This window comes from Winogradskyella echinorum, assembly GCF_014297365.1.
Lineage (GTDB): Bacteria > Bacteroidota > Bacteroidia > Flavobacteriales > Flavobacteriaceae > Winogradskyella > Winogradskyella echinorum.
Map to the genome: position 1 here is coordinate 728,399 of NZ_JACOQD010000001.1, position 23,391 is coordinate 751,789.

Genomic DNA, 23,391 nt, shown 5'->3' on the forward strand with positions numbered 1-23,391 from the left:
TTGATTAGGCTACTTTTAAGTTGTTTGAAACTTCTGTTTTTTCAGCTTGCTTTTTTCCTCCGTAAACCCAAGCTATTTGTCCTAATTGAAATATAATTTTCACAGAATCTTTCATAGACAACTTAGAACCATCTGCATGTATCCATCGTTTTAATGGTTGCTCACATAACATTGCTTTTGCTTGTTTTAATCCGAAGTGAATACTCATTCTTTTAAAGATTTCTACATCAAAAATCCACTGTGTAACAAACTTTTCGCCAAAGGCAATATCAATAACATCTTTATGGAAAATTTTTGCACCACATTGTGTGTCTTTAAAATCCATTTTTAAGATCTTTCTTATAATGAAGTTGATGGTTAAACTGATTATTTTTCGTGCAGATTCTTTAGTAATGTTCGCTCCCATTCTAGAGATACGCGATCCACTTACTATTTTAAAATCTGAAGTTTCTATAGTCTTTACTAAATCATCAAAATCTGCTAAATCTGTAGATAAATCGGCATCTAAAAAACCGATGTAGTCTAAGTCTTCTTTTTGAGCCATATGTAACATTCCTAAACGAACCGCTTCAGCTTTTCCACCATTTTTTTCACAATCATATACTGTGATAAAATCTTCTCTTCCCTGTTGTAACTTATGTAAAACCTCTAAAGTTTTGTCTTTACTACCATCATTTACAAAGCACAAATGATAACCAGAATTTTCATTAACAAAAGTCAAAAACTCATCACTTAATAAACGTTCTTCTTCATTATAACACGGAATAACAACACCAACACAACGTTGCTGAATCATTACATTACTCTTAGCGACACTGTTTTCTGATTTTGGGACACCTATTAATCGTTTTACACGCGCACTAATTTCGTTCAAGCTTAAAGGCTTTTTCATGTAATCATCTATACCAAGTTCAAAAGCTTGAGTGATGGTATCATCTTTAGTATTACCAGAAAGTACCATTATTGGTGTATCAGCATTTTTTGTATTTCTAATATATTTTACCACTTCTAATCCAGAAACTCCTGGCATATTAATATCTACAATAACTAAATCTGGTTGTGTAGAATCATATAATTCTAATCCTTTAGAAGCATCGGTTTCGATGTTTACTTCGTAACCTAATTCTACCAATCTCTTTTGTAATGGAAGTAGAACTAATTGTTGGTCGTCTATGGCTAAAATTTTCATGTTAAATACTATTTTGTTTGTTATTTACAGTTCAAAAGTACTAGAGAAGAAGACCTTAAAATTTAAATTTAGCCGAACCTAATATTTAGTGTAGACGAATGGTAGATTGCTGTAGTTAATTAAAAATAGAACCACTATCTAAATTATATATCTTTACCATGTTAATATAGCTTAGGCTTTTAATGAAGGAAACCTCAAATAAATATTTAATTTCTGCGCTACTTTTAGGCTTGGCATTTCATGGCAGTTCCATATTCTTTACTTTGGAAACTACTTATGATGCCTTAATCCATTTATTCTTTGCAGACCACTATGCTAATAGTTGGTTTGAACCTTGGAACTACGAGTGGTACACTGGCTTTACAGTACAGAGTTATCCTCCGTTAGTTCATCAATCCATAGGATTACTTTCTATGGTTGGTGGTTTAAAGTTTGGAATGTTTAGTGTGGCTATAATCGCCATTATACTATTCATTACCGGAACGTATCGGTTCTCCTTATTAATGACAGGGAATAAAACCATTGCTGGTTATGCCTCGGTTTTGGCTGTGTTTTCATCCTCGTTTGTAGAAACCTTGCATATTTTTGGTCAATTACCAAGTATCGTTGGTGTCTCTGTGTTAATGCATGCCTTGCCCGAAATTTATCTATGGTTAAAGACAGGCAAGAAATGGTATTTAGCAACTTCATTATCTCTAATTGCTGTTACCGTGACTTCACATCATGTTACGCCAATATTTGGCATGGTATTTTTCATCTTTCCTTTAATAGGCATGGTAATAATGGACGTGTCTAGAGAGCAAGTTAACAGCATGAAAGAAGTCACATTCAAATTGTTTCTGCATACGTTTCTTAAGCTCTTTAAACGAATTGTAAGTTTCGGAATGTTGTCTTTAGTTTTAATAATAGGCTGTATTTTTCCGTATTGGCTCAACTCTAAAGCGAACCCAATTACTCAGGTGCCAATTCCACATGGATCGCGTGACAATTTCTTAGAAATCACCTCTTCTGGTTTGGTTTTCTTTTTAATTCCTTGGGGCATTTTATTGGTATTACTTCCATACATTTTCTATAGATATTATAGCAAGCGTTATTTGTTTTTTGGGCTGTCTGTAACTATATGTTTTATTCTAGGGACAGGTGGCACAACGCCTATTCCACTAAAAATGCTAGGTGAAACCGCTTTTAATATTTTAACCTTAGACCGTTTTACACTTTGGGCATCAATCTTGTCCATTCCGTTGATGGGTGAGTTTACCTATCGTTTTGTTCAAGGTGATTTAAAAGAATTAATACAATCTAAATTTGGTGCTGTTTACCACAGAATTATTGGCGGAATCTTAGCAGGTTTGTTTGTCTTTATGGTTGTATTCACCATGAGCTTAAATTACTTTAGACCGTCGCAACCGCAAAAAATAGAGATGTTACCAATTGTGAATTTCTTAAATCAAGATGACCACGATAAATGGCGATTTTTAACACTTGGTTTTGGCGACCAAATGGCTTGGCTTAGTGCACAAACTAATGCTATGACTGTTGATGGAAACTATCATTCTGCAAGACGCTTACCCGAACTAACAACACGACCAATTGAACGATTAGAAAATTCAAAGTTTAAGGGTGTTGCAGGCATTGGTTCACTTCAGCAATTTTTAACCACACCAGAAAAGTACAATCTCAAGTACATCTTCTCAAACGATAAGTTTTACGACCCAATACTTTACTTCTGTGGCTGGCAACGTTTACGGCAATTAGAAAACGGAATTATGGTTTGGGAACGTCTAAACATTCCTCCTGTATCTGAAATTTTACCTAAAGAAGATGTTGCCAAGTGGTTAAAACTACATTGGGGAATTGTACCATTTTTAACCGTGTTAATTGCGTTCATTTTAAACATACAAATGCTATGGGTTAATATGCTAAAAACACGTTTTAAGCCTATACCAGATTTTTTAAAGTATTCCATTTCTTATAAAAAATTCAATAGAAATGTTTTAAGAATCACACATCTTTGGTCAGTAATTTTAGCCATCGTTGTGTTTTATGGCATTTATTTATTTTACCTAAAAAACGATTCGCAACGTAGTCCTGAAAATGCTATAATGGCTTATTATGACGCTTTAGATTTTAAAGAATTTGTAAAAGCTCATAGCTTAATCGACCCAAGTAGTAATATTCCAATTGCACAATACATGTTAGAGATATCTGTAACTGATGGCTTATTGAGTAGTTATGCCAAAATGGATGCCATAGAAACAGAGATTACCAAGTATAATGATAGTACTGTCTCTGCAAAAGTGACAAGCCAATGGATTACACCTTTAGAAAAAATTGAAAAAGTTGATTACAAAACACTATCTAAAATTAAAGGGAAATGGTTTTTACAACCAGATGATTTAAATAACGATTTACCACCAGATCAACTCTATTCGGCAAACGCCACAAAATATTTTAACCAAGGAAGACGTCGTATTACAACAGAACAAACGCATCACGAAGATATTTTAAAACAACCTGTTTTAGAAGTTATTTCAGCCAAACTAGTTCAATATGATGGTAGCTATGCAATTGTTGGCGAAGTACAAAATATAGACAATGTGCCTGCAGATGTTATTTTAAAAGGCACTTTGTACAACGATGCTAACAAAGAACTCGCAACGTATAACGCCAAATACCATGTAAAGCATAAATTAATGCCTAAAGAATCTAGTAGTTTTAGGATTAATTTTGAAGGTATTGCCTGGTCTAAAACTAAAGATTCTATTCCCGATACTTTTAATCCAGATGAATTTACACCTGTTGAATTTGAGGAACAACCTACCAAATTTAACTTGCAAGTTGCAGGAAATGTGTCTGGTTCTGACCTGTATAAAAATGTGGTTTTAAGTGCTATTGACATTAATGAGGAAACCATTCAGGGTAACTTGTTTAATAGTGGCATTCAAGAAATTACCATACCTCAGCTACTAATCTCCTATTATGATGAAAACCAAAATTTGGTATGGGTTGACCATTTATTTGTAAAAGAAGGAGTTAGACAGCAACGCAAACAAGATTTTGAATACACCATTTTGAACAATGGAAAAGTAAAAATCATCAATCATAGCATGAAAAACATTTTTGTAAACGGCTTACCAAATGAAGCTATCTCAAATAAAATAGTGCCAAACAGAATAATAAATCATACGAATGCGCAATTACAACCAATTGAGCATCCTGATTTTAGTTATATTAAAATAGAAATTAACACCTATATCGGAAGTCCTAATTAATGCAATTAAAACTAACATATTTGTTTCTTTTCGGTTTGATTTTAGTATCATCATTTGCTATGGTGCAACAAAATGAAAGTGCTACTAAAATTGAGTTGTTATCAACAGACACAAACTTTGAAGTTGGGCAAACTATAGTTTTAAAATTCTCTGCTTCTCAAAATGACAAACCACTACTCTATTGTTCTAACAGCTATGGATCCACATTAATTTCTGCCACAATAAAGAACGAAACTTTAGAGTTTCTAATTCCTGAAAATATGAGCAAAAAAACTGGAGTTGTTAATTGGAAATTATTGCATAACACCAATGCACTTTCAGGAAAATTTAGCATTCAGCCAAAAGCAGAAGTTGCTACAATGGAAACTTATATTGGTCCACCAAGTATTGAAGCTGGCGGAACAGATTATACCATGTTGGTTGTAATTCCTACAGACTCTTTAGATAATCCTGTTCCACAAAACACCTTAGTGAATGCGAAACATCAATTTTTAGATTCTGAAGAAAGTGAAGCTATTTACACCAATAATCTAATTGCATTTAAAAATATCTATTCTAAAAAAGAAAGTGGACGTATGTTAATTTCTTCTGAGAGTTTAGGAGTTAATTCTAAAGAATTTACCATTAATGTCGCTGCTGCAATTCCAACTGATTTTACCATATCTGCTGCACGACCACATGATTACGCAGATGGTAACCAGATTACAACATTTTCGACTTCAATTATAAAAGACAAGCAAAACAACGTGGTGAGTGACGGCACTTTTGTAACATTTTTCATCAAGAATCAAAAACAAAATATTTTAAAAACCACAGGAACAACCATTAACGGTGTTGCAACTGCGAAAATGATCCATCCAGATTTTGCCGATGACTGGAAAATTACAGCATATGTAGATAGTATGTCTGAAAGCAATAGTATTTCGCTTAACTACAAACAAGTAATTGAAGATTTTGAAGTTGCTTTTGAAGATAACAATAGAACCATAACTATTGGCCCATTACAAAGTTTTATGCAACAAATGATTCCTGATGGATTGTATGTAAAATTGAATATTTACAAAGACAACCAGCTGATTGACACCCTAACAAAAACTTCTTTTAATGGTTATGTGACCTTTAAATTAAAGCCAGCCATTTACCAAGATGGAGACTATAACTTTAGTATTTCAACAGCAGGATTAACAAAAGAATTCAACTCTAAGAAACTATGGTAGGTCCTAATAGAAACATACTACGTACCATATTAATTGCCTCATACATTATGATTGTTGCCCTAATCATTTATGGTGTTAGCGCAGTATTCAGCTATTTAAATACAGGAGCTGATCGAAGTACTATGCTGCATACCGAAATTCAGAAAATAGAACAATATTTGCCTAAGGTAGAATGGGAACCTATTCAAAATGAAGGTAGATCAATCGATGACCAAACCTTAAATACAATACAGAGCAATTATTTAGATGCTTGGTATGTAAAACAAATTGCTTACAATACCAATAAAACTGCCGGAATAAAAGATTACTACACAGATAGTGCTAGAGAGAATTTATATAGTTTCATTGAACTAAATAAAGCCGAAAACACTACAATTGAAGCAACTACTTTAAGACATAATCCAACATTAGAATTTTTTAGTGAAGACGGTCAGTTAGCTGTTATTACTGACCGAAATGTTATAGAATACAAGCGCATTTTTAAAGCCGATTCATTGGTTTTAGAAATCAAAGAAACATCAAGTTATAAAATAGTGTTTTTACTCGAAGATGGTTTTTGGAGAATTAGACATATGGTCAAAGAATTAACTGAACCAACTAATGACAATCCAAAAATAGTATCTGTTGATAGTCTAAATATTAAAGGCATTAATTACTATCCACAAGCCAATCCTTGGGATATGTTTGGAGATGCATTTTCTACAGATATCATTTCAAAAGACTTTAAAATTATTAAAGACGCAGGATTAAATTCAGTACGCCTTTTTGTACAATATGACGACTTTGGAAAAGAACATGTCCATACAGAAAAGCTAAAGAAACTTAAACAAACTTTAGACGTAGCTGAAGCATATAATTTAGGAGTGGTCTTAACCTTATTTGATTTTTATGGTGACTATTCAGTTATGAGTTGGACACTAAATCAACGTCATGCTGAAACGATTGTAGATGCCGTAAAAGACCATAATGCATTGTTAGCTTGGGATATTAAAAACGAACCCAATTTAGATTTTGAATCTAGAGGAAAAGAGAATGTCATTGCATGGTTAGATAATATGATTGATTTGGTAAAATCAGTAGACGACACTCATCCTGTAACTATTGGTTGGTCTAATACACAAAGTGCTACGATACTTAAAGACAAAGTAGATTTTGTATCGTTTCATTATTACGAAGACTTAGAAGATTTGGACGAAGCCATTAAATCCATGAAAAATGACATACCAGATAAACCATTAGTACTTCAAGAATTTGGATTGTCATCCTACTCAGGTTTTTGGAAACCCTTTGGAGCATCAGACGAAGACCAAGCTAATTATCATAAAAAAATCCAAGAGCATATTGCAACTCATGGTTTACAATTTATGTCTTGGACACTTTACGATTTCACTGAAATACCAACAGAAGTCGTAGGTAAACTTCCGTGGCGAAAAAATGCTCAAAAACATTTTGGTTTCATAGATAAAAATGGGGCAAAAAAGGCGTCTTTTAAATACATCTCTAATTAATGTATTACTATCGATTAGAACGCAGTGAAGAATCTTTATTTTTAACCAATTTAATCCTAAAAGATTCTTCGGTTCTGCATTCATATTTATTAGAATTAGGGATTCTAATACTTAGTAGGTGTTTAATTAGTTTGGGGCAAAAAGGGTCATTTTCGATTTTAAAACTAAACAGTAGTGTAGGTTCAATCTGAGTAGGCAGATTACTACTGTTTAGCTGAGTTTTTTTTAGCTATTATGCTGTAAATACAGCAGAACGGTTAGATTTTCTTTCTATAATATTTTGAAATTCTTCTAAATACATATCTGCAATCTGTGACATTGGGTGTGCTGTTGCAGCTTTATAATTAGTTCTAGCAAGCTCTAATCTATACCTTTCATTTATAACAATGGCTTCAATAGCATTAGCTAAGCTTTCTACACTGGTTGGTTCAAAAAATTCACCTCTATAGCCTTCATCTTGGATAAGTAAAGCTAAATCCCCTAAATCTGGCATCACAACAGCTTTACCATAACTTCCTGCTTGGTGTAAAACTCCAGAGCTTCCAGTAGTTGAAGTGTATGGAAATACAACCACTGCACTTTCATTAAATAAGGTTGGAACTTCATCCTCTTCAACATAACCTGTATATCTTACATCTGGTATATGCTTATAATCTTCTTGTACTTTAGCTAAGTATCCTGGTACATTTGGGTTATCTGTTCCAGCAATTACAACTTCTAATTCTAAGTTAGTTCTCTCTCTTACAAGCGCAACAGCTTCAATCATTCCCTCTACTTTTTTATAGGTTCCAAACTTTCCGAAAGTCATAATTTTTAATGGGCCTGAAGGAAGTGTATAATCTGGTTCTTCAGGGATTTCAAAGGTTCCGTGAGGAATTAATTTCACATTAGTTTTAAGGTATTTTAATTCTAAAATCTCAACATATTTTTGCATTGTTACTGCCACTACATCTGCTTTTAAAATTAACTTTGTTAAGGATGTTCCAATAAACCCGTAGATTTTCTGCATTAATTTATTAGAGGTGAAACCAGCACTTCCTAAATCAACTTCCTCAAGAATGTTGTGTAATAAAACGATGTTAGGAATCTTTTTTAGCTTACATACTAATGGTAGCATTAAACCTAAAGCAGCTGCAATTTTCTTATCACCAAACTTCATAAACTGAAGGTTGAATAACACAGCATCTGGTTGGGTATGATTAATGGCTTTTGTTACAGAGAACAAATTTTTGTAACTGTTGAATGACCAACATTCTTTTACGGTAATCTTGCATCCATCTTCAGTAAATTCTAAATCTTTTTTACCTTCTGTACGATCCGTTAATAAGATTAATTCTGTAACGTCTTCCTTTTGTCTAAACTGTTTTACTAAATGGTAAGCATACTCATTTAAAGTGACTTTACTTGGAGGATATGCTGTTACAATTGCTAGTTTCATAATTTTTGGATTTTTAATGTTTTAATTAATTACAGTACAAATTTGAGGTTTTAAATTCCTAATCTTTAGCTACTTTCGATAGGACGACTTTTACTGTAGACGAGTGGAAATTTACTTTAGATTAAGCCTTTTTTGTTTTCTTGTTTCAAGCTTAAAAAAGCCTATTTGAATCACTAATAATAAAGCCATTGCTATGATCTGCATTAATACAACTTGCTCTAAATTATCGTGATAAAAAACCACTAAAAGCATTTGCAGCATACCAAAGACACCAGAAATAATAACTGGTATATATTTATCTAAAGACAAGTAGTAGTATGCAAATATGTTAGAGATGGCAAACATGGACGTAGCAATGGCATATTTCCATAATAAAGGCGCCATAGCTAAATATTGTTCACCAAAAAGTATGTTTATAATGAGCTCTGGTAATAGTAAACAACCTAAAACAATGATAAAGGATATACCTGCTATGTAACCAACGTATTTAAATAAGATTGAAGCCGTCTCCTTGCCTTCTTTCTTTAATTCTACAACGGCTGGCAACAGCAACATTACAAACATCCAAGCAATGAAATACACTATTCTACCAATCAATGCGAGTGAAGCGTATAATCCTGCTTCGTAAGATTCAAAATAATGTTTTACTAATAGTATGTCACTGTTGTTAATAATGATCTGTGTTAACTCATAAAAAGCCGTTAGCAAAAAGAAGTTTTTAATTTGTCTACTGTATGTAGCTTCTAAAGGTTCTGATTTTTTAAAACTAAATTGTTTGGCTTTAAAAGGAAACAATCCGAATACAAACGAGATTAAAATCCCAATGGCAATTACTGCAGACGTTTTTATATTTAATACCAAAATGATACCTAATGTTACTAGCAATCGACTTAGCATTTCACCTTGATAGGTAATAGATAAAGATTTGTAAGCTTTCTTCCCTTGAAACGTACCTCGATTAACACTCATCAAAAAATAAAGTGGAACTCCACAACCAAAAATGACAAACATAGTTGATGATGTAGTATTAAAAACAGCCTGAAGATTTGAAGCAAACACTACAATTAGTATTCCTAAAAAAAGACCTACCCAAAATGCTTGTTTGTAAACTTTAGCAATAAAATTTTTGAATAATTCATTTTCAAACAATACCGAGAATTTTGCAGTTACTAACTGAAACGTCATTGCAATAAATGAGAGTACCAATAAAAATGTGATGAGCACTGCTGCATCAGCAAACTGTGTTGGTCCTAAAACACGACCTAAAATAAGATTGTATAAATAGTTACCTCCATTGACAGCCAAAACACTGATCATAAAGAGTTGCTCTGGTGTTAATTTTCTTGTTTTTAAGCTTGCTAATAATTGCATGATGTCTCGTTTAAATATTAATAGAAATTGTTATGCAGCTATTTTTATAGTTTGCAAACTGTTGTAGATGTGTTCTGAAACGTTACCGATAATCAATAAATGTTTATCTGTAGTTTTAGCATTAACATATAATGTCTTAATAGCGTTAATACCATTTGTATTAATTTCTTCTATGTTTCCGATATCAATTGTTAATGTATCTGATGTGTTTAATATGTTCTCAAAATACATTTGAAAGTTAGTCGCAGTGGTCGCATTTAGTGATCCTACTACTGAATATACTCCGTGATTTTCTTTAATTGTAAGTGCCATAATTTTGTTGTTTTTAATGGTTATTTATAATTGGCCTTTCTACGTTGAAATAAGCGCAATAGACTGCTCTTTTTTTACAAATTTCAACGCAGAAAGGGCGTTAATCTGACACAAATATCTTCCGTATTTCCATGTATGTGCGTTCTATTTCGATGGATGGCAGGTTGCTGTAGATGAATGAAGCAGTATACCTCCGTAACTTGCAATTAGTTAAACAAACAGAGATTATGACTTTAAAATCACTTATTAATATCGGATTATTCTTTATCGTTTTTAGTGCAACGGCTCAAAACATGAAAGAAGGTTTCACCTATTTAGAAACCGGTAAATATGCCGAAGCCGAATCGTTTTTTAATACCGTATTAAAAGACTATCCAAATAACAAAACAGCACGTTTATGTTATGGTCGTGCTATAGGACTTAATGGCAAACCCGAACAAGCCAACGCACTTTTTACGGAGTTGCTTGCAGATTACCCAAATGATTTTGAAGTAAAATTAAATTACGGAGAATCCTTATTATGGAATAGCAACTTTACTGCTGCTAAAGGTTATTACCAAGATTTAGTAAAAGAAGATCGAAAGAGTTTTGCCGCACAGTTAGGCTATGCCAACACTTTATCTAATCTTAAAGAATACGAAACTGCTATTACCGTTGTAAATACAGCATTAGAAGTGTCACCTGGTAATCTAAATGCATTAACCTCTAAAAAATATATCTATTTAGGTTATGCCTACCAAAACCAACAAGCACAGAACTATGATAAAGCCGAACTACTGTTAACTAATAATCTAGAATTGTTTAATGATGATAAAGACACCTTATTAAACTTAGCCAATCTTTATCTTATTTGGAATAAACTCGATGATGCCAAAGCAACATACCAAAGGTTAGCTGAGCAACCAGAACACAAAATTATAGCCCAAAACGGTTTGGCATTAGTAGAACACCTAAATGGTAAAGAAAAAAAGGCTTTAAGCATCAGTACTGAAGCTTATCAAAGTTTAACTTCCACTACAGATAAAACAACTGAGCAACAAACGACAGAACGTTATGCACAAGCATTAATCTGGAATAAGAAATATAAAGCAGCAACTACTCTAATTGATAGTTTAGTAACAGACTACCCAAACCAAAACTGGGTTTTATCCTTACGTGCTACCTTGAATATTTATAAAAGTAATTTTAAAAAGAGCTTAAGCGATTACAACCAAATATTAGCAAACGACAGTACCTCTTTTGATGGTAACCTTGGTAAAGCAAATGTTTTAAAAGCGTTAGGTTATACAGATGAGGCTTATACCTCAGCAGAAAACACATTAAAGTTCTACGACAACCAAAAAGATGCTGTTAACTTTATTAGTAAATTAAACTATAGCTTTGCACCTTCATTAGAATCTAAGGTTTCGCACACTTATGATAATGGAGATAACAAGGCCTTTTCTACCAATAACAATGTGGTATTTCCTTTGTCTACTAAATTTGCAGTACTAGGCAATTACAATTACAGAACCACAAACAATACGGTTACTGATAATAGTGCTACATCTAGTAATCTATCTTTAGGCTTATCGTACAAACTCTTACCAAGTATTATTTTTAAAGGAACTGCTGGTATGACTTCAGCGCAAGCAGAAACGGTTGATTACACACAACTGTTAACAGATGTGTCTTTTAATATTAAATCCTTTAAACTACAGACTTTAGATATTGGCTACAAACGACAAATTGAAAGTTTTAATGCCGATTTACTAGATAGAGAATTGGTACAAAACAACTATTATGTAAACTATAATTTGGGCACCAACTTTAATTTAGGCTGGTTTACGCAATTAATGCATACCTCGCAAAATGATGGCAATACCAGAAACTTATTGTTTACATCCCTTTATTATAATCTATTACCAAAGCCATCTTTAAAAGTTGGTTTTAATTACCAATACATCACTTTTAAAGACCAAGTACCAACTATATACTTTAGCCCAGAAAAATTTAATGCCTACGAAATATTTATTAATCTTATAAAAGACGAAGCTGTTGCCAAACCAAAAGAATGGTTCTACAATGCAACGGCTGCTTTTGGTTACCAATTTATTGAAGGCGACCCAAAGCAAACTGCTTATAGAATACAAGCTGCATTTGGCTACAAATTCTCTGAGCGTAGCTTACTAAATGTATATGGTACGCGCAGTAATATTGCATCGGCAACTGCAGCTGGTTTTACCTTTACTGAAATAGGTTTACGTTTTAAGTGGCAGTTTATGAAGAAGGTTGTAATTAGAAATTAAAAATTTTATTTAGGCTAATTACCAATGCACACCAGTCTTAAAAAAATTTAAGATTTTAGATAATATGAAAAGGTAGAACAATAGCTATAAATTACTGTTCTACCTTCTTTTAATAATTCTTATTTAATTCTATAAATTTACAGGCTATTTAGATACTTCTATTCCTAACTCTTTCAATACTTTAATTGCATTTTCATTATCAGGATTTAATTCAAGTGATTTTTTATAAAATTTAATTCCGTTTTCTTTATCTCCACTGCGCAATAAGCCCTCACCATAACTATCATAAGGATTCCAAGACTCTGGGTACAATTCTATATTGAGTTTAAAAATTTTTAAGGCATCTTCTTGCTGCTTTAGTGTATTTAAATAATAATAACCTAAAAAATTCATATATCGTTCTGAAATGTCATAGTCGGGATTTTCTCTATCCTGCTCCTTTACTACAGCGATAATATCATCAACTGTTTTCCCTGTATAAATCAGTTTAATTAATGATTTATATTCACTATTTACTCTTTCAATATCTTTATAAGGGTTGCCTAATTCTTCATTTATAGATATAAAGAGACTGTTTATTTCTTCTTGTATAGATTTTAACTGCCTAAAAGTATCTAGTTCACCTAAGTTTTTAACAAAGTAAGACGATACTATTATGAGAGCAATTTTCGAATAATTATCTTCTATTTTTAAATCTTTATAAAGTTCCTCTGGCACTTTTTGTTTACCATCTAATGGAAAAAGATCTGGATTATATCCTAAGGCTGTAGCTCTACTTATTTCTTTTAAAAAATTATCATAATTAATATTACTTGCCTTATAAGACATGTCTTGGTTATTCTTTAATTCTATGAGTTTATTTCTAATGTCCGTAGGTATTAATTTTATATCACCAGTGGATTGTAAGGTTTCTATAGTAGTTGTGTTGAAGTTAGTATATGCAGTAGTCCTGTACTCAAGTATACTAGAACTCGAAATAATCGCTTCGGCATTTCTTTGGGAAGGTAAATCCTTTATAAACTCGTTATATGGTTCAATATAATCAGTTTCCAAAGCATATAAATCATAATATATACGATTGTAGTCCTTGGACAAGTCTGTTAATATTTGATAATAATAATTCTTTAAAATATTATTACTCTTTCTATTTTCATTCCAATTATTAATTTGAAGTGCAATAACAATTCCTATGACAACAAGTATAATTTCTCCAATAGCATATTTAAAATACTTACCTGTTTTTCCTTCTGAAAGTAAATTGCGCCTAATTTTTCTAAAGAATTTTATCATTGGTTAGTGGTTTGTTATAATAATGTAAAACGTGTTAGTATAAGAATAGTAGCGGATAAAATACATCCACTTTTAAGTAGCAATATACTAATTAAACACAAAAACGGTTTGAGTATTCACCCAAACCGATTTTAATTTTATACATTATTGTATGCCGCTTTTATTCAGCTTACGCAATTTATGCAGTTATTGATTTACTATTAATTTTTAGCAAGTATAGGTGCTTTTTTATTTCTTCCCCAAGCAATAAAAAGTGCAATACCGATGAGCACAACATTCATTCCTATACTTGAAAATTCACCTCTTGACGCATGAAATACTGCGGCTAAAACCATTACTAATGCAAGACCTAAAGCTGCCCAAACAGTTAAATATGGTTTGAAACGGAAAATAGATGGGATTAATAAACCTAATCCTCCTAATAATTCGCTAATACCAATAAACCTAACCAATCCTAAAGGCGTGGATGTTACCCATGGAAGCGATTCTGCCAAAACTTCAACTGGTTGAGTAGTTTTCATAATACCTGCCATTATAAACATTACAGCTAATAATCCTTGTGCAGTCCATAAAGCTATATTAATTGCTTTGTTGTTTTTCTGATTTGTCATTTTAATTTTCTTTTATTAACGGTACAAAAGTCATAGTTACAAGAAGGCTATGCATTGATGTACATCAAGAAATGACATTAGCTTATTTTTTTTTAGAAAGTTGATGTCGAACACGACTCAACGCCTCTGGCGTAATTCCTAAATAAGAGGCTACCATTTTTAGTGGAACTCTTTGAATAATGTTTGGGTAAGTTTTAGTAAAATGCTCATACCTTTCTTTTGCATTTGAACTCATTAACATTATAATTCTATTTTGCATAGTATCTAAACGTCTTAACAAGGCATTTAGGTCTGGACCTTCTTTTAGTAATTCTTCTTTTGTAGCGACATTTATTATGGTGTCTTCAATAGCATCTATAAATAATTGACAAGGTGTATTGGGTTCACAATTGTCCGCAACTAACCAGTTTTCAGGTCCAAACATATAAATATGTTCTTTCCCTTTTTCATCAATTGTATAGCTGCGTAACAAACCACTCTCAACAAGATAAACCTTAGAGCTTATGTCTCCTTTTCGTTGTAAAAGAGTTCCTTTTTTTGCGTTTATTTTTTTCAATTATTAAGATTTATTTAAATGGTATACAACGCGATTGTATATGGTTAATTTGGTGCTAAATAAACTAATTTAGTAAACAAAAACGAACGAAAGAAAATTGCACGGAAATTTTTAATATAGGCAACAACCAAAGCCATTAATTAAACATATTGTTAGCAATTGGCTCTTATTCTTTTCTTAATTTGTTCAAACTTTTTCCTTAAAGTATTCATTTTTCTTTAGGCCATTTCCAAGCATACCAAACAATTAATGCAGTCATAATACTTTCTAAAAATGCTAAAAACATATAGAAACCATACCATTCTGTATTTGAATTGAAGCCAATGAATAACATCATTACTGTAAATAATATTCCAAATACAATATTAAGAACGCGATTTATTTTTGGTTTTAGTATAATTGAAAGTGCCACCATTACTGATGAAGTTGCCAAAATCATTGAGGCTATTAATAATTTGGTGGGACTATCTAACACATTTTCACCTGTAAGTAAACTGTTTATTTTTCCTGGTGTGTAGAGTTCAAAATAATCTCCGTATAAATAACAAAAAGTTCCTGAAGCCCATAAAGAAGCAAGTTTTATTTTGATATTCATTTTCGGGTTTTCTAACATATACTTTAAGTTAACAATTCAAATCCGTTTGTATTTATATAGACGTAAAATCTTTTTAAATGGTTGCCTGAATTCTAAAGTTAGTTTATTTTTTTGTTTGTTGCCAAAGGTTTTGTGAATGGATAATTGCGTGGTTAAGCAACTAAATTAAACACGTTGTTGCTCACAGTATTTTTTATTCACTTATTATCTTTTTTAGTTTTCTTAATCCGTTATCTGATAAGTTTCCCCATTTCATAGCAGTTGTCGATGGTGTTGAGTAGGTTTGTCTTAAGTCAGAATCTAATTCTGTAATTCCAATTACATTTTTTTCAGAATCGTAAAAAACAATTGTTTTATAACTAATAAATGTTCCTATTTCTCCCCACCGATAAGATGAAGAATCGTTCAGTAATTCAGTCAATTGTTTTGCTTGTGTTAAATTCAGCTTTTGGTCGGCTGAAAAAAACTTGCCATAAATTTTAGCAGAACCTAATTCAGCTTGAGGAAATTCAATTCCGTTTGTTTGTTCTTTTAAAACATCTGCCTTATAAGTCAGTCTATCTTCGTCTGTTCCGTTTGAAAAGTCAGCATACTTTTCCCTCAATTCGGTTTTTACTTTTTTAAAATTCGGATAAGTGAAAAATCGGTATCCTAATAAAAATATAATTCCGATTAATAAATATTTGAGATTTCTGATTTTCATGTTGTGGGCAACGTGTTTTTGTGTATTGTTTGTTGCGGAAAGTCAGATATGATTTCGCCGTAATCCAAAGTTAGTGAAATGCAATGAATTCATATTAGAAATTGAGCTATAAATATACCTATAAAACTGCAATCACCGTAAAAAACAAAAGGCAAAAGATTGCTCTTTTGCCTAATGCCTAAGGTATTAATTAGGGTTAATTAATAATCAGTTTTACGGGATTAATTTTTAACTGACTACTAACGATTTTACAGAAGTATAAGCCTGAGCTTAAATTCCCTCTGTTTACGGTAATGCTATTTTTTCCTGCTTTAGCGTTATAGGTTGTAGCAAACACTTGCTTACCTAACTGATTGTACATCACTAGTTGTACTGTTTCATTTTGGTTGGCTGTAAATTGTATTGCTGTTTCTGAAGACATTGGATTAGGAAATGCCGTTAACGTTGTATTGTTTAGCGTATATTCATCTACTGTAAGCGCGCTGGTTTGAGAAAAATACAAGTTATACAAAGACATTGCCTTAGATACTGAGCTGCCATCCTCTGATACCATTGTAAATACTAGTGTTACCACATCATTGAGATTAGCGGTTTCACCAAGATTGTTTTGTAAATTATCTATATTAATCGTGTAATCTTGTAATGAACTACCGAGCGCTATTGTTGTTTTAAACTGCTCTTCCCAATTAGTAATACTTTCTTTTACAAAAGTGATTTCTAAATTACCTGTGCCTTTTGCACTTAAATTAAAACTGTTGTAATCCGTTAAATCTACAGCCTTAAATCTTGGCGTTAAAGCTCTGTATGTAGCCACATAGGTATTGGTTGTGGCTCTAAAATCTACATTTCGTTCTATTGGGAAATCTAATGCTTCAAAATCGATTGTATTTGTAGATACATTGTAACTTGTAACTTCTGTTCCGTCTTGTGAGGCATCAATTCCCCAAGGACCATCAGACATAAATAAATCGTCTGGTGTTGCTACTCCATCTCCTATTCTAAAACCAATATCAAATAAGTTTCCTGTATCTACAGTCACATTTGTAATGTAGTTGCCATTAAGATTGATAGTAGCATTTAAGTTGCCAAAATCTGTTGTTTCTGTTGTTCTGTAACCAGCTTCTAGCGTTATACTTTGCGTGGCATTGGTATTTATAATTTGTAAATCTAAGCCTCCATTAGTGTAACTGCCTTTTCTTACAAATACCGTTGGTGGTGTAGAATTGTTGTAGGATGAAATTGGTTTTTCTATCTCTAATAAATTTAAAACCTCTTGTCCTAAAGTGTATAAGTCATCGATAGTATTAGACCATATCTGAAAATTATAAAAGGTTACATTTTCTTGATACTGATCTAAATTCCAATGGCTTTCTACAGCGAAATTCGTGTCATTATTTACCAATTTTGCAGATAAACTAAGTACAAATTCGTAAGTACCATCTTCGTTTTTAATAATTGACTTTATAAATTGTTGCTCGTTAATGTCTATTGTAGAAACTGAGATTAACTCTGCACCTAATAAACGATCGCAGATGTATTTTGTATGTTCGTAGACACCATTTTCTGTTTTTAAAGCTAGGACTGAGGCTACTGAAGTTCCTCCTTTTAAGTAATCTACCGAATAGATTTCAGTAGCATTTGTAATATTTACTAAGTCTGTTGGTGAAGCTTCAATCGCTTCATCTTCGTTAATACTATTTAGTGGTACAAAATCTTGTAACGTAAAGTCAGCATTAGGATTGTTTTTAGCATAATCAGCCGTTTTTAAAACACGCTTAGCTTTGGCAGTGTTGAATTTATAGCCAGATTTTGCTCTGTTAAAATTACGTGTATTGATTTGCTCAGATAGCCTGTTATTACTTTCTAATCCACCAGAATTAGAACTCGATGTCGGAGGTTGAATAACCTCACACATTCCAAATCCTGAGCACGAAGGATCTTCACAATCAATTAATCCATCTCCATCATCATCAATACCATTATCACAGATTTCTTGCAAAACTGGTGCTGTTGGACAACGTGCTCCATCATTACTAGAACTTGAAGGTCCAAAGGCAAATAGATTAGAATCTATTAAACTTATACCATCTAAATCTTGTACGGCTTGTATAACATAAATAGTTCCTGTTTGATTTGCCGATACATAAAAACGACCATCCGCATCAAAATAAACAGCACCATAGGTGTAGTTTAATCCTGATAAGATTGGCACTACTCCTAATGCTGACACTTGTCCATTATTAGGATTGATGCGATATAAAATATTGGAGCCTTTTTCTACTGTGTATAACTGACCATCTACGGCATTAAAAGCCCAATCGTGTACATTAATGTTTTGAGATAACGCTTCTGTAGATTGGTGTTGTGTATAATTTGCTGATTCTGGATCTAAATCTATTTTGTAATAGGTTGTTCCTCCACCTTTTAAATAATAAATACCATCTGCACTTACATCTCCAACATATCTACTGCTTGTTGGCAACTCATCAATATAAAAGGATGTTGTTGTAAAGTTTTTACCAATTCTAACAATGGTTTTTGCCGGCGACGTTAACGAGCCCCAAATAAAACCGTCCGCAGGATTGTAGGCTGCAGCATTTATATTTCCTGGTGTAACATCTACAGCTACTTGATAAGAATTACCAGAAGCTAAATCAATAGCATACACATCATTATTTTGAAATAAGTAAGCATTATAATCGCAATTAAATGGAATATCTTGTGCGTTACTATTGACACTCAATAATGTGAGAGCAATAAACAGTAATTGATTTTTAAAATTGTAAAATTTCATCATTTTGGTATCTTATTAGATTCTGAAGCAAAACTACCTGATAATCAAGCTTTATTTTTTAATTTTCGTTTGACACCAAAACCATGAAGTTGGATAGCACTTTACTATCGACGAATGGTTTTTTGTTGATTTTGAGCTAAAATAAAAAGAGGTAAAAGCATCTGCTTCTACCTCTAACAACAAGGAATTAAATAAGGGTTAAGTAAAATGGTTTTATAGCTTTACAAAAATGTTTGTAAAATAATTTTTTCCATTCTCATCTTGTTTTGTTGAAATACCAACATCAGTAACTTCCGGATCTTCAATATTTTGCTTATGGCCATTACTATTTAACCAAGCCGACACCACAGACTCTGCACCAGAAAATCCAAAGCCTATATTTTCTGATACACTTTTTGCATCTACAGTATTGATTAAATTTTGAGATCTTTGATGAAAATAATCATGACTCGGTGTGCCTTGATCAATCATATATTGATTGTGTACAATAGCTTCTTTTGAAGCTTCATTTAAGATATTAAGCGGGTTTAGATGTTTTGAAATTCTGTAAGCATTAATGAGCTCTACAATCTCGTAATCGATTTGGTTATACTCAACAATAATATGTTCAGTATTATAATTGTTTGAGACTGCACTGTCTTCTTCAACGGAACAAGAAAATAAGGATAAGTTAAGGATTAAAGCAGCAAAAAAGTAAGTTAAGTTTTTCATGAGGATGGATTTAATTTCATGACAAAATTATTTCGAACTCCTCCTTTATTTTTTAATTTTCGATTAGTCTATTTTAAAGTATAGACGAATGGTAAATACCTGTAGATAAATTATTTACAAACAACATTTGGTCATCAAAAAAGGCAAAAGATTTCTCTTTTGCCTTCAAAAACAGCTATTAATCAGTAACCATACTAACATGATTACAGTATAAAAGTAAACACCTTCAGCCCTTCTCTCTTTTTATTTCGTTGTATCAAGGAATTAGCGTAGATAGAATGCCGTTTAGTGTCGGTGAATGGTTTTTAAGAATTTAAAGCAGGTTTAATCGCTTCATTAATTCTGGTCGGTTAGAACGACTTACAGGAATAACGTCTTTTTTAATCAATACGCTATTGTCTTCAATATCAATAATCTTATCGACATTAATAATATACGAGCGATGAATTTTTAGGAATAAACTATCTGGTAATTTTTCTTCTATTTTCTTAAGTGTAGAATGTACAGTGTAGTTTTTATCTTCAGTTTTTACATGTATATAATCACCTTTAGCTTCAATTAAATAAATACTTGGTATATCTATCTTAATTAAGCGTCGGTCTATATTAACATATAAATCATTACCTGAAGTGGTTTCTACTTGGCTAGAAGATTTTGATTTTGCAACAGAAGGCTTAATCGCTTCTGCTTTTGCAATGGCCTTCTTAAAGCGCTCTGGTGTTATTGGTTTTACTAAATAATCTACAATACAATCGTATCCAAAAGCTTGAATAGCAAAATTTGGATCTGAAGTAGTAAGAATAATTTTTGGAGGATTTTTTATTGTATCTATAAAATCGAAACCTGTAAAATCTGGCATATGTATATCTAAAAATATTAAATCAATTTCATTCTGATTTAAATATTTTATAGCCTGAAGCGCATTAGGAAAATCTTCAAGTACATTTAAACTAGGCACATTAGTACACAATTGTCCAATAATAGCTCTAGCGGTAGCTTCATCATCTATAATAATACAATTCATAAAATAATCTTATAAGGTCTCTAAAAAGTCTGTTATGATTTGAAGAATAGATTCAAATTCAATTCTTCCATTTGTATTGCCATTTATGAGATTATTCTCATAATTAACAGCCACATCATAACTTTTTTCGAGGCCTAAAATACTAATTTTATGTTTAAGTTTATGCACATTATCCGCTGTAAGCTTGTAGTTTTCAGCCGCTACGTTCTTAAAATACACATCTTTCTCTTTTGGAAACTCTCCTTTAATAATGTCTATTAACTTTTTTTCAAAAGCTTTGTCTCCTCCAGACATACTGTTAATATAAGATAAATTAGGCTGTTCCATTGGGTTGTTTTTTTAAAGTAAAGTAGAAAGTTGTGCCTTCATTTAGTTTTGAAGTTAACCAAATTTTTCCACCGTATAAATCTACAATTTTCTTTACTATAGATAAGCCAATACCTGTTGACACTCCATTGTTGTCTAGCTTCTCGAAAGTTTTAAATATTTTTTCAAAATACACTTCTTCAATACCTTTTCCATTATCTTTTATAGAAAACTCCCAAAACTTTCCTTTGTCCTCTGCATTTATTTCAACTGTTCCATTTTCCTTATCATTATAGGCAATTGCATTGCCTATTAAGTTTTGAAATAATTGTTGTAACCTGTATTTATCACCTTTTATGATTGGTAAAGCTGATCTCGTAATTGAAATATGCTCCGGAACCTGTATAATTGATAAAATATTGTCTACTAACTTATTGATATCTACATCATAAACCTCAATTTGATTTTTTCCTATCGTAGAGTACTCTAAAATACCGTTAATTAAGGTATCCATTTTTTCAACATTAGTTCTAATGAGACCTAATGTTTTTTCTCCATTAGCATCGAACACATCTTTATAGTCTTCTTTTAACCACGCTGTTAACGTATCAATACTTCTAAGAGGTGATTTAAGATCGTGAGAAACCATGTGTGCATAATCACTAAGCTCTTGATTTTGATAAGCAAGTTCGTTTAACAGAGATTCTTTCTGCTTATTCATTTCAATAATCTCCTTGGCTTGGTTATCTATAAAATCAACCAAATCAGAACTTGTTAATTCAATAGCGTTAGCCTTTTCATCATCTTTAAGGTTATAAAACTTAAGCGTATTTATAACTTCTTTTAGTTTATCAATTAATTCCTTTTGCTCTTTAGCTTCCGCTTGCAATTTTCTGTTAGCGCTATATAATTCATCGGAACTAATGGACATAGCCCTTTGAATCATTGCCGATTGTTCATCAAAATTATTGTAGGAACGATCTACAGCGGCAAGAAATGTTTTTAATTCTTCACTAGATTTTAATTCTTCACTTAAATACTTTCGTAATTGACGTTTAAGTAATGAATTCATTATTCACTTATTAATGTTATTGTCATCGTTTGGTTATGTAACTGACATGCCATTTCTCCATGAAATGGTGCAATTTCGCCGTAAGAATAAAAACCACTTACAGCAGTACCTTCTCCTAGAATTTCTATGACTTCGTCTATCTCTTCTTCTACACGTTGATCTAGTACTAACTTTCTTCCTATACAACTTACTAGAAAGGCAATGTCTGGTTTATTTTGTCTAAATTCTAACGCTTGTCTTGCAGCACGTTCTGAAGCATTTGCAATGTTATCTACGTTAGTCATCATTAACTGCACTTTAGAATTTTGCTTTATATCGCCTGCTAAAATAACGGCATTTTCTTCATCATTAATATTAAGAATAGATCTCACTATAGATTGTTCTTCATCTTCAGATTTTACATTTAAGGGATATAATAAGGCTGCTCCTGGTAAATCTTTAGCTTTTTCTCCTAGATAGGTTTTATATAAATCTAACGCAGGCAAACCATCTAACTCGTATAGTGTATTACCTTCAGATTTTGTTACTGTACGTTCTGGACCAAAAGGCGTCCAACCACCATGTATTGAAAACGTAATTTCTAACGTATCACCATAAAAACCGACTGCGACTAATTCTCCTTCTTTAGGATTTTCATTGTAAGATGCTAGCGTCTTTTCAAAACGGGTATCATCACCACATAAACCGCCTGTAATTAATAGATTTTCATTGTTGGTTGTGCTCATGCCTTGTGTCAGCTGACTACCATTTATAAAACTACCTTCAGACACAACAAAAACGTATTTAAGCCCTTCGGAAGGAAATTGTTTAATAAGATCATTACCAGTTTTAAAACTATCTAAATCAGCATTTAATACATTACTAGTTTTAATGATAAACTTACTTTTTTCAAACTCCATAGCAGTAATGGTAATGCTATTTTCATTTACTGTTCTCGATGAAATTTCTGCACATGCTGAACCGAATACGATATGTCCATCTGGAAACAATACTTTAATTTCCTCATAAATAGAAGGATCTTCTAAAAGAAAACGATTTCCAAAAACAATAACTAAAGGTTCTATTAGTTTTTGATTGTCACCAACATAGGTCCAATCTTTATTATTTTGTTTTACTAATTGTACTATTTTCATG

At 32.1% G+C, this 23,391-nt stretch carries 19 protein-coding genes; 4 read left to right on the top strand and 15 right to left on the bottom strand.

The annotated features are described in order from the left end of the window. Positions 1-4 precede the first annotated feature (4 nt). On the bottom strand, positions 5-1,189 hold the full coding sequence (locus tag H8K90_RS03140) for a response regulator (RefSeq protein WP_186844476.1): 1,185 nt from the start codon (positions 1,187-1,189) through the stop codon (positions 5-7). 182 nt (positions 1,190-1,371) lie between these two features. Between H8K90_RS03140 and H8K90_RS03145 the strand changes: the two genes are divergently transcribed. The 3 genes from H8K90_RS03145 to H8K90_RS03155 are packed head-to-tail and all read left to right on the top strand — an operon-like array spanning position 1,372 to position 7,186. Next, on the top strand, positions 1,372-4,461 hold the full coding sequence (locus H8K90_RS03145; protein ID WP_186844477.1) for a hypothetical protein: 3,090 nt from the start codon (positions 1,372-1,374) through the stop codon (positions 4,459-4,461). After that, positions 4,461-5,678: a hypothetical protein gene (locus H8K90_RS03150; protein ID WP_186844478.1), complete on the top strand. Its 1,218-nt coding sequence runs from the start codon at positions 4,461-4,463 to the stop codon at positions 5,676-5,678. The genes H8K90_RS03145 and H8K90_RS03150 overlap by 1 nt, the downstream gene beginning before the upstream one ends. Continuing rightward, positions 5,672-7,186 (top strand): glycoside hydrolase family 2 TIM barrel-domain containing protein, encoded by a 1,515-nt coding sequence (locus H8K90_RS03155; RefSeq protein WP_186844479.1) that lies wholly within the window; start codon positions 5,672-5,674, stop codon positions 7,184-7,186. Before H8K90_RS03150 ends, H8K90_RS03155 begins: the two co-directional genes overlap by 7 nt. A 232-nt stretch (positions 7,187-7,418) precedes the next feature. On the opposite strand, the gene H8K90_RS03160 is transcribed toward H8K90_RS03155, so the two are convergent. The 3 genes from H8K90_RS03160 to H8K90_RS03170 all read right to left on the bottom strand — a co-directional run bounded on the left by H8K90_RS03160 (position 7,419) and on the right by H8K90_RS03170 (position 10,307). Continuing rightward, a complete protein-coding gene (locus tag H8K90_RS03160) occupies positions 7,419-8,624 on the bottom strand; it encodes a glycosyltransferase (RefSeq protein ID WP_186844480.1) in 1,206 nt (401 codons plus the stop codon). Between the two features lie 111 nt (positions 8,625-8,735). Beyond that, entirely contained in the window at positions 8,736-9,995 is a 1,260-nt protein-coding gene (locus H8K90_RS03165; RefSeq protein ID WP_186844481.1) for an oligosaccharide flippase family protein, read from the bottom strand. A gap of 30 nt (positions 9,996-10,025) precedes the next feature. Continuing rightward, the gene (locus H8K90_RS03170; RefSeq protein WP_186844482.1) at positions 10,026-10,307 is read right to left on the bottom strand and encodes an STAS domain-containing protein; all 282 of its coding nucleotides are present in this window, start codon (positions 10,305-10,307) and stop codon (positions 10,026-10,028) included. Between the two features lie 227 nt (positions 10,308-10,534). On the opposite strand from H8K90_RS03170, the gene H8K90_RS03175 reads away from it, so the two are divergent. Then, on the top strand, positions 10,535-12,595 hold the full coding sequence (locus H8K90_RS03175; protein WP_186844483.1) for a tetratricopeptide repeat protein: 2,061 nt from the start codon (positions 10,535-10,537) through the stop codon (positions 12,593-12,595). A 144-nt stretch (positions 12,596-12,739) separates the two neighbouring features. Here the strand turns inward: H8K90_RS03175 and H8K90_RS03180 are convergent, their stop codons facing one another. The 11 genes from H8K90_RS03180 to H8K90_RS03230 all read right to left on the bottom strand — a co-directional run bounded on the left by H8K90_RS03180 (position 12,740) and on the right by H8K90_RS03230 (position 23,390). Then, positions 12,740-13,885, bottom strand: coding sequence for a tetratricopeptide repeat protein (locus tag H8K90_RS03180; protein WP_186845282.1), 1,146 nt, complete (start codon positions 13,883-13,885; stop codon positions 12,740-12,742). A gap of 200 nt (positions 13,886-14,085) precedes the next feature. Then, complete coding sequence (locus H8K90_RS03185; RefSeq protein ID WP_186844484.1) at positions 14,086-14,496, bottom strand: DoxX family protein; 411 nt, start codon at positions 14,494-14,496, stop codon at positions 14,086-14,088. 82 nt (positions 14,497-14,578) lie between these two features. Next, on the bottom strand, positions 14,579-15,052 hold the full coding sequence (locus tag H8K90_RS03190) for a Crp/Fnr family transcriptional regulator (RefSeq protein ID WP_186844485.1): 474 nt from the start codon (positions 15,050-15,052) through the stop codon (positions 14,579-14,581). 208 nt (positions 15,053-15,260) lie between these two features. Continuing rightward, positions 15,261-15,647, bottom strand: coding sequence for a DUF6326 family protein (locus H8K90_RS03195; RefSeq protein WP_246457499.1), 387 nt, complete (start codon positions 15,645-15,647; stop codon positions 15,261-15,263). A gap of 193 nt (positions 15,648-15,840) precedes the next feature. Beyond that, positions 15,841-16,350: a hypothetical protein gene (locus tag H8K90_RS03200; RefSeq protein ID WP_186844487.1), complete on the bottom strand. Its 510-nt coding sequence runs from the start codon at positions 16,348-16,350 to the stop codon at positions 15,841-15,843. Positions 16,351-16,546: 196 nt separating this feature from the next. Beyond that, a complete protein-coding gene (locus H8K90_RS03205; RefSeq protein WP_186844488.1) occupies positions 16,547-19,147 on the bottom strand; it encodes a DUF6923 family protein in 2,601 nt (866 codons plus the stop codon). Positions 19,148-19,357: 210 nt separating this feature from the next. Next, on the bottom strand, positions 19,358-19,855 hold the full coding sequence (locus tag H8K90_RS03210) for a CAP domain-containing protein (protein ID WP_186844489.1): 498 nt from the start codon (positions 19,853-19,855) through the stop codon (positions 19,358-19,360). A gap of 313 nt (positions 19,856-20,168) precedes the next feature. Then, on the bottom strand, positions 20,169-20,879 hold the full coding sequence (locus tag H8K90_RS03215; RefSeq protein ID WP_186844490.1) for a LytR/AlgR family response regulator transcription factor: 711 nt from the start codon (positions 20,877-20,879) through the stop codon (positions 20,169-20,171). Positions 20,880-20,888: 9 nt separating this feature from the next. Next, on the bottom strand, positions 20,889-21,206 hold the full coding sequence (locus H8K90_RS03220) for an Hpt domain-containing protein (protein WP_186844491.1): 318 nt from the start codon (positions 21,204-21,206) through the stop codon (positions 20,889-20,891). Next, complete coding sequence (locus tag H8K90_RS03225) at positions 21,193-22,257, bottom strand: sensor histidine kinase (protein ID WP_186844492.1); 1,065 nt, start codon at positions 22,255-22,257, stop codon at positions 21,193-21,195. Before H8K90_RS03225 ends, H8K90_RS03220 begins: the two co-directional genes overlap by 14 nt. After that, entirely contained in the window at positions 22,257-23,390 is a 1,134-nt protein-coding gene (locus H8K90_RS03230) for an FIST signal transduction protein (protein ID WP_186844493.1), read from the bottom strand. Before H8K90_RS03230 ends, H8K90_RS03225 begins: the two co-directional genes overlap by 1 nt. Position 23,391 lies beyond the last annotated feature (1 nt).

What these genes read in the sequence shown, in the direction of transcription:
- H8K90_RS03155 (WP_186844479.1), top strand. Translation starts at nt 5,672, where the DNA reads ATGGTAGGTCCTAATAGAAACATACTACGTACCATATTAATTGCCTCA.
- H8K90_RS03200 (WP_186844487.1), bottom strand. Translation starts at nt 16,350, where the DNA reads ATGAAAATCAGAAATCTCAAATATTTATTAATCGGAATTATATTTTTA.
- H8K90_RS03215 (WP_186844490.1), bottom strand. Translation starts at nt 20,879, where the DNA reads ATGAATTGTATTATTATAGATGATGAAGCTACCGCTAGAGCTATTATT.
- H8K90_RS03145 (WP_186844477.1), top strand. Translation starts at nt 1,372, where the DNA reads ATGAAGGAAACCTCAAATAAATATTTAATTTCTGCGCTACTTTTAGGC.
- H8K90_RS03220 (WP_186844491.1), bottom strand. Translation starts at nt 21,206, where the DNA reads ATGGAACAGCCTAATTTATCTTATATTAACAGTATGTCTGGAGGAGAC.
- H8K90_RS03140 (WP_186844476.1), bottom strand. Translation starts at nt 1,189, where the DNA reads ATGAAAATTTTAGCCATAGACGACCAACAATTAGTTCTACTTCCATTA.
- H8K90_RS03205 (WP_186844488.1), bottom strand. Translation starts at nt 19,147, where the DNA reads ATGATGAAATTTTACAATTTTAAAAATCAATTACTGTTTATTGCTCTC.
- H8K90_RS03195 (WP_246457499.1), bottom strand. Translation starts at nt 15,647, where the DNA reads ATGAATATCAAAATAAAACTTGCTTCTTTATGGGCTTCAGGAACTTTT.
- H8K90_RS03160 (WP_186844480.1), bottom strand. Translation starts at nt 8,624, where the DNA reads ATGAAACTAGCAATTGTAACAGCATATCCTCCAAGTAAAGTCACTTTA.
- H8K90_RS03165 (WP_186844481.1), bottom strand. Translation starts at nt 9,995, where the DNA reads ATGCAATTATTAGCAAGCTTAAAAACAAGAAAATTAACACCAGAGCAA.
- H8K90_RS03170 (WP_186844482.1), bottom strand. Translation starts at nt 10,307, where the DNA reads ATGGCACTTACAATTAAAGAAAATCACGGAGTATATTCAGTAGTAGGA.
- H8K90_RS03150 (WP_186844478.1), top strand. Translation starts at nt 4,461, where the DNA reads ATGCAATTAAAACTAACATATTTGTTTCTTTTCGGTTTGATTTTAGTA.
- H8K90_RS03210 (WP_186844489.1), bottom strand. Translation starts at nt 19,855, where the DNA reads ATGAAAAACTTAACTTACTTTTTTGCTGCTTTAATCCTTAACTTATCC.
- H8K90_RS03230 (WP_186844493.1), bottom strand. Translation starts at nt 23,390, where the DNA reads ATGAAAATAGTACAATTAGTAAAACAAAATAATAAAGATTGGACCTAT.
- H8K90_RS03185 (WP_186844484.1), bottom strand. Translation starts at nt 14,496, where the DNA reads ATGACAAATCAGAAAAACAACAAAGCAATTAATATAGCTTTATGGACT.
- H8K90_RS03175 (WP_186844483.1), top strand. Translation starts at nt 10,535, where the DNA reads ATGACTTTAAAATCACTTATTAATATCGGATTATTCTTTATCGTTTTT.
- H8K90_RS03225 (WP_186844492.1), bottom strand. Translation starts at nt 22,257, where the DNA reads ATGAATTCATTACTTAAACGTCAATTACGAAAGTATTTAAGTGAAGAA.
- H8K90_RS03180 (WP_186845282.1), bottom strand. Translation starts at nt 13,885, where the DNA reads ATGATAAAATTCTTTAGAAAAATTAGGCGCAATTTACTTTCAGAAGGA.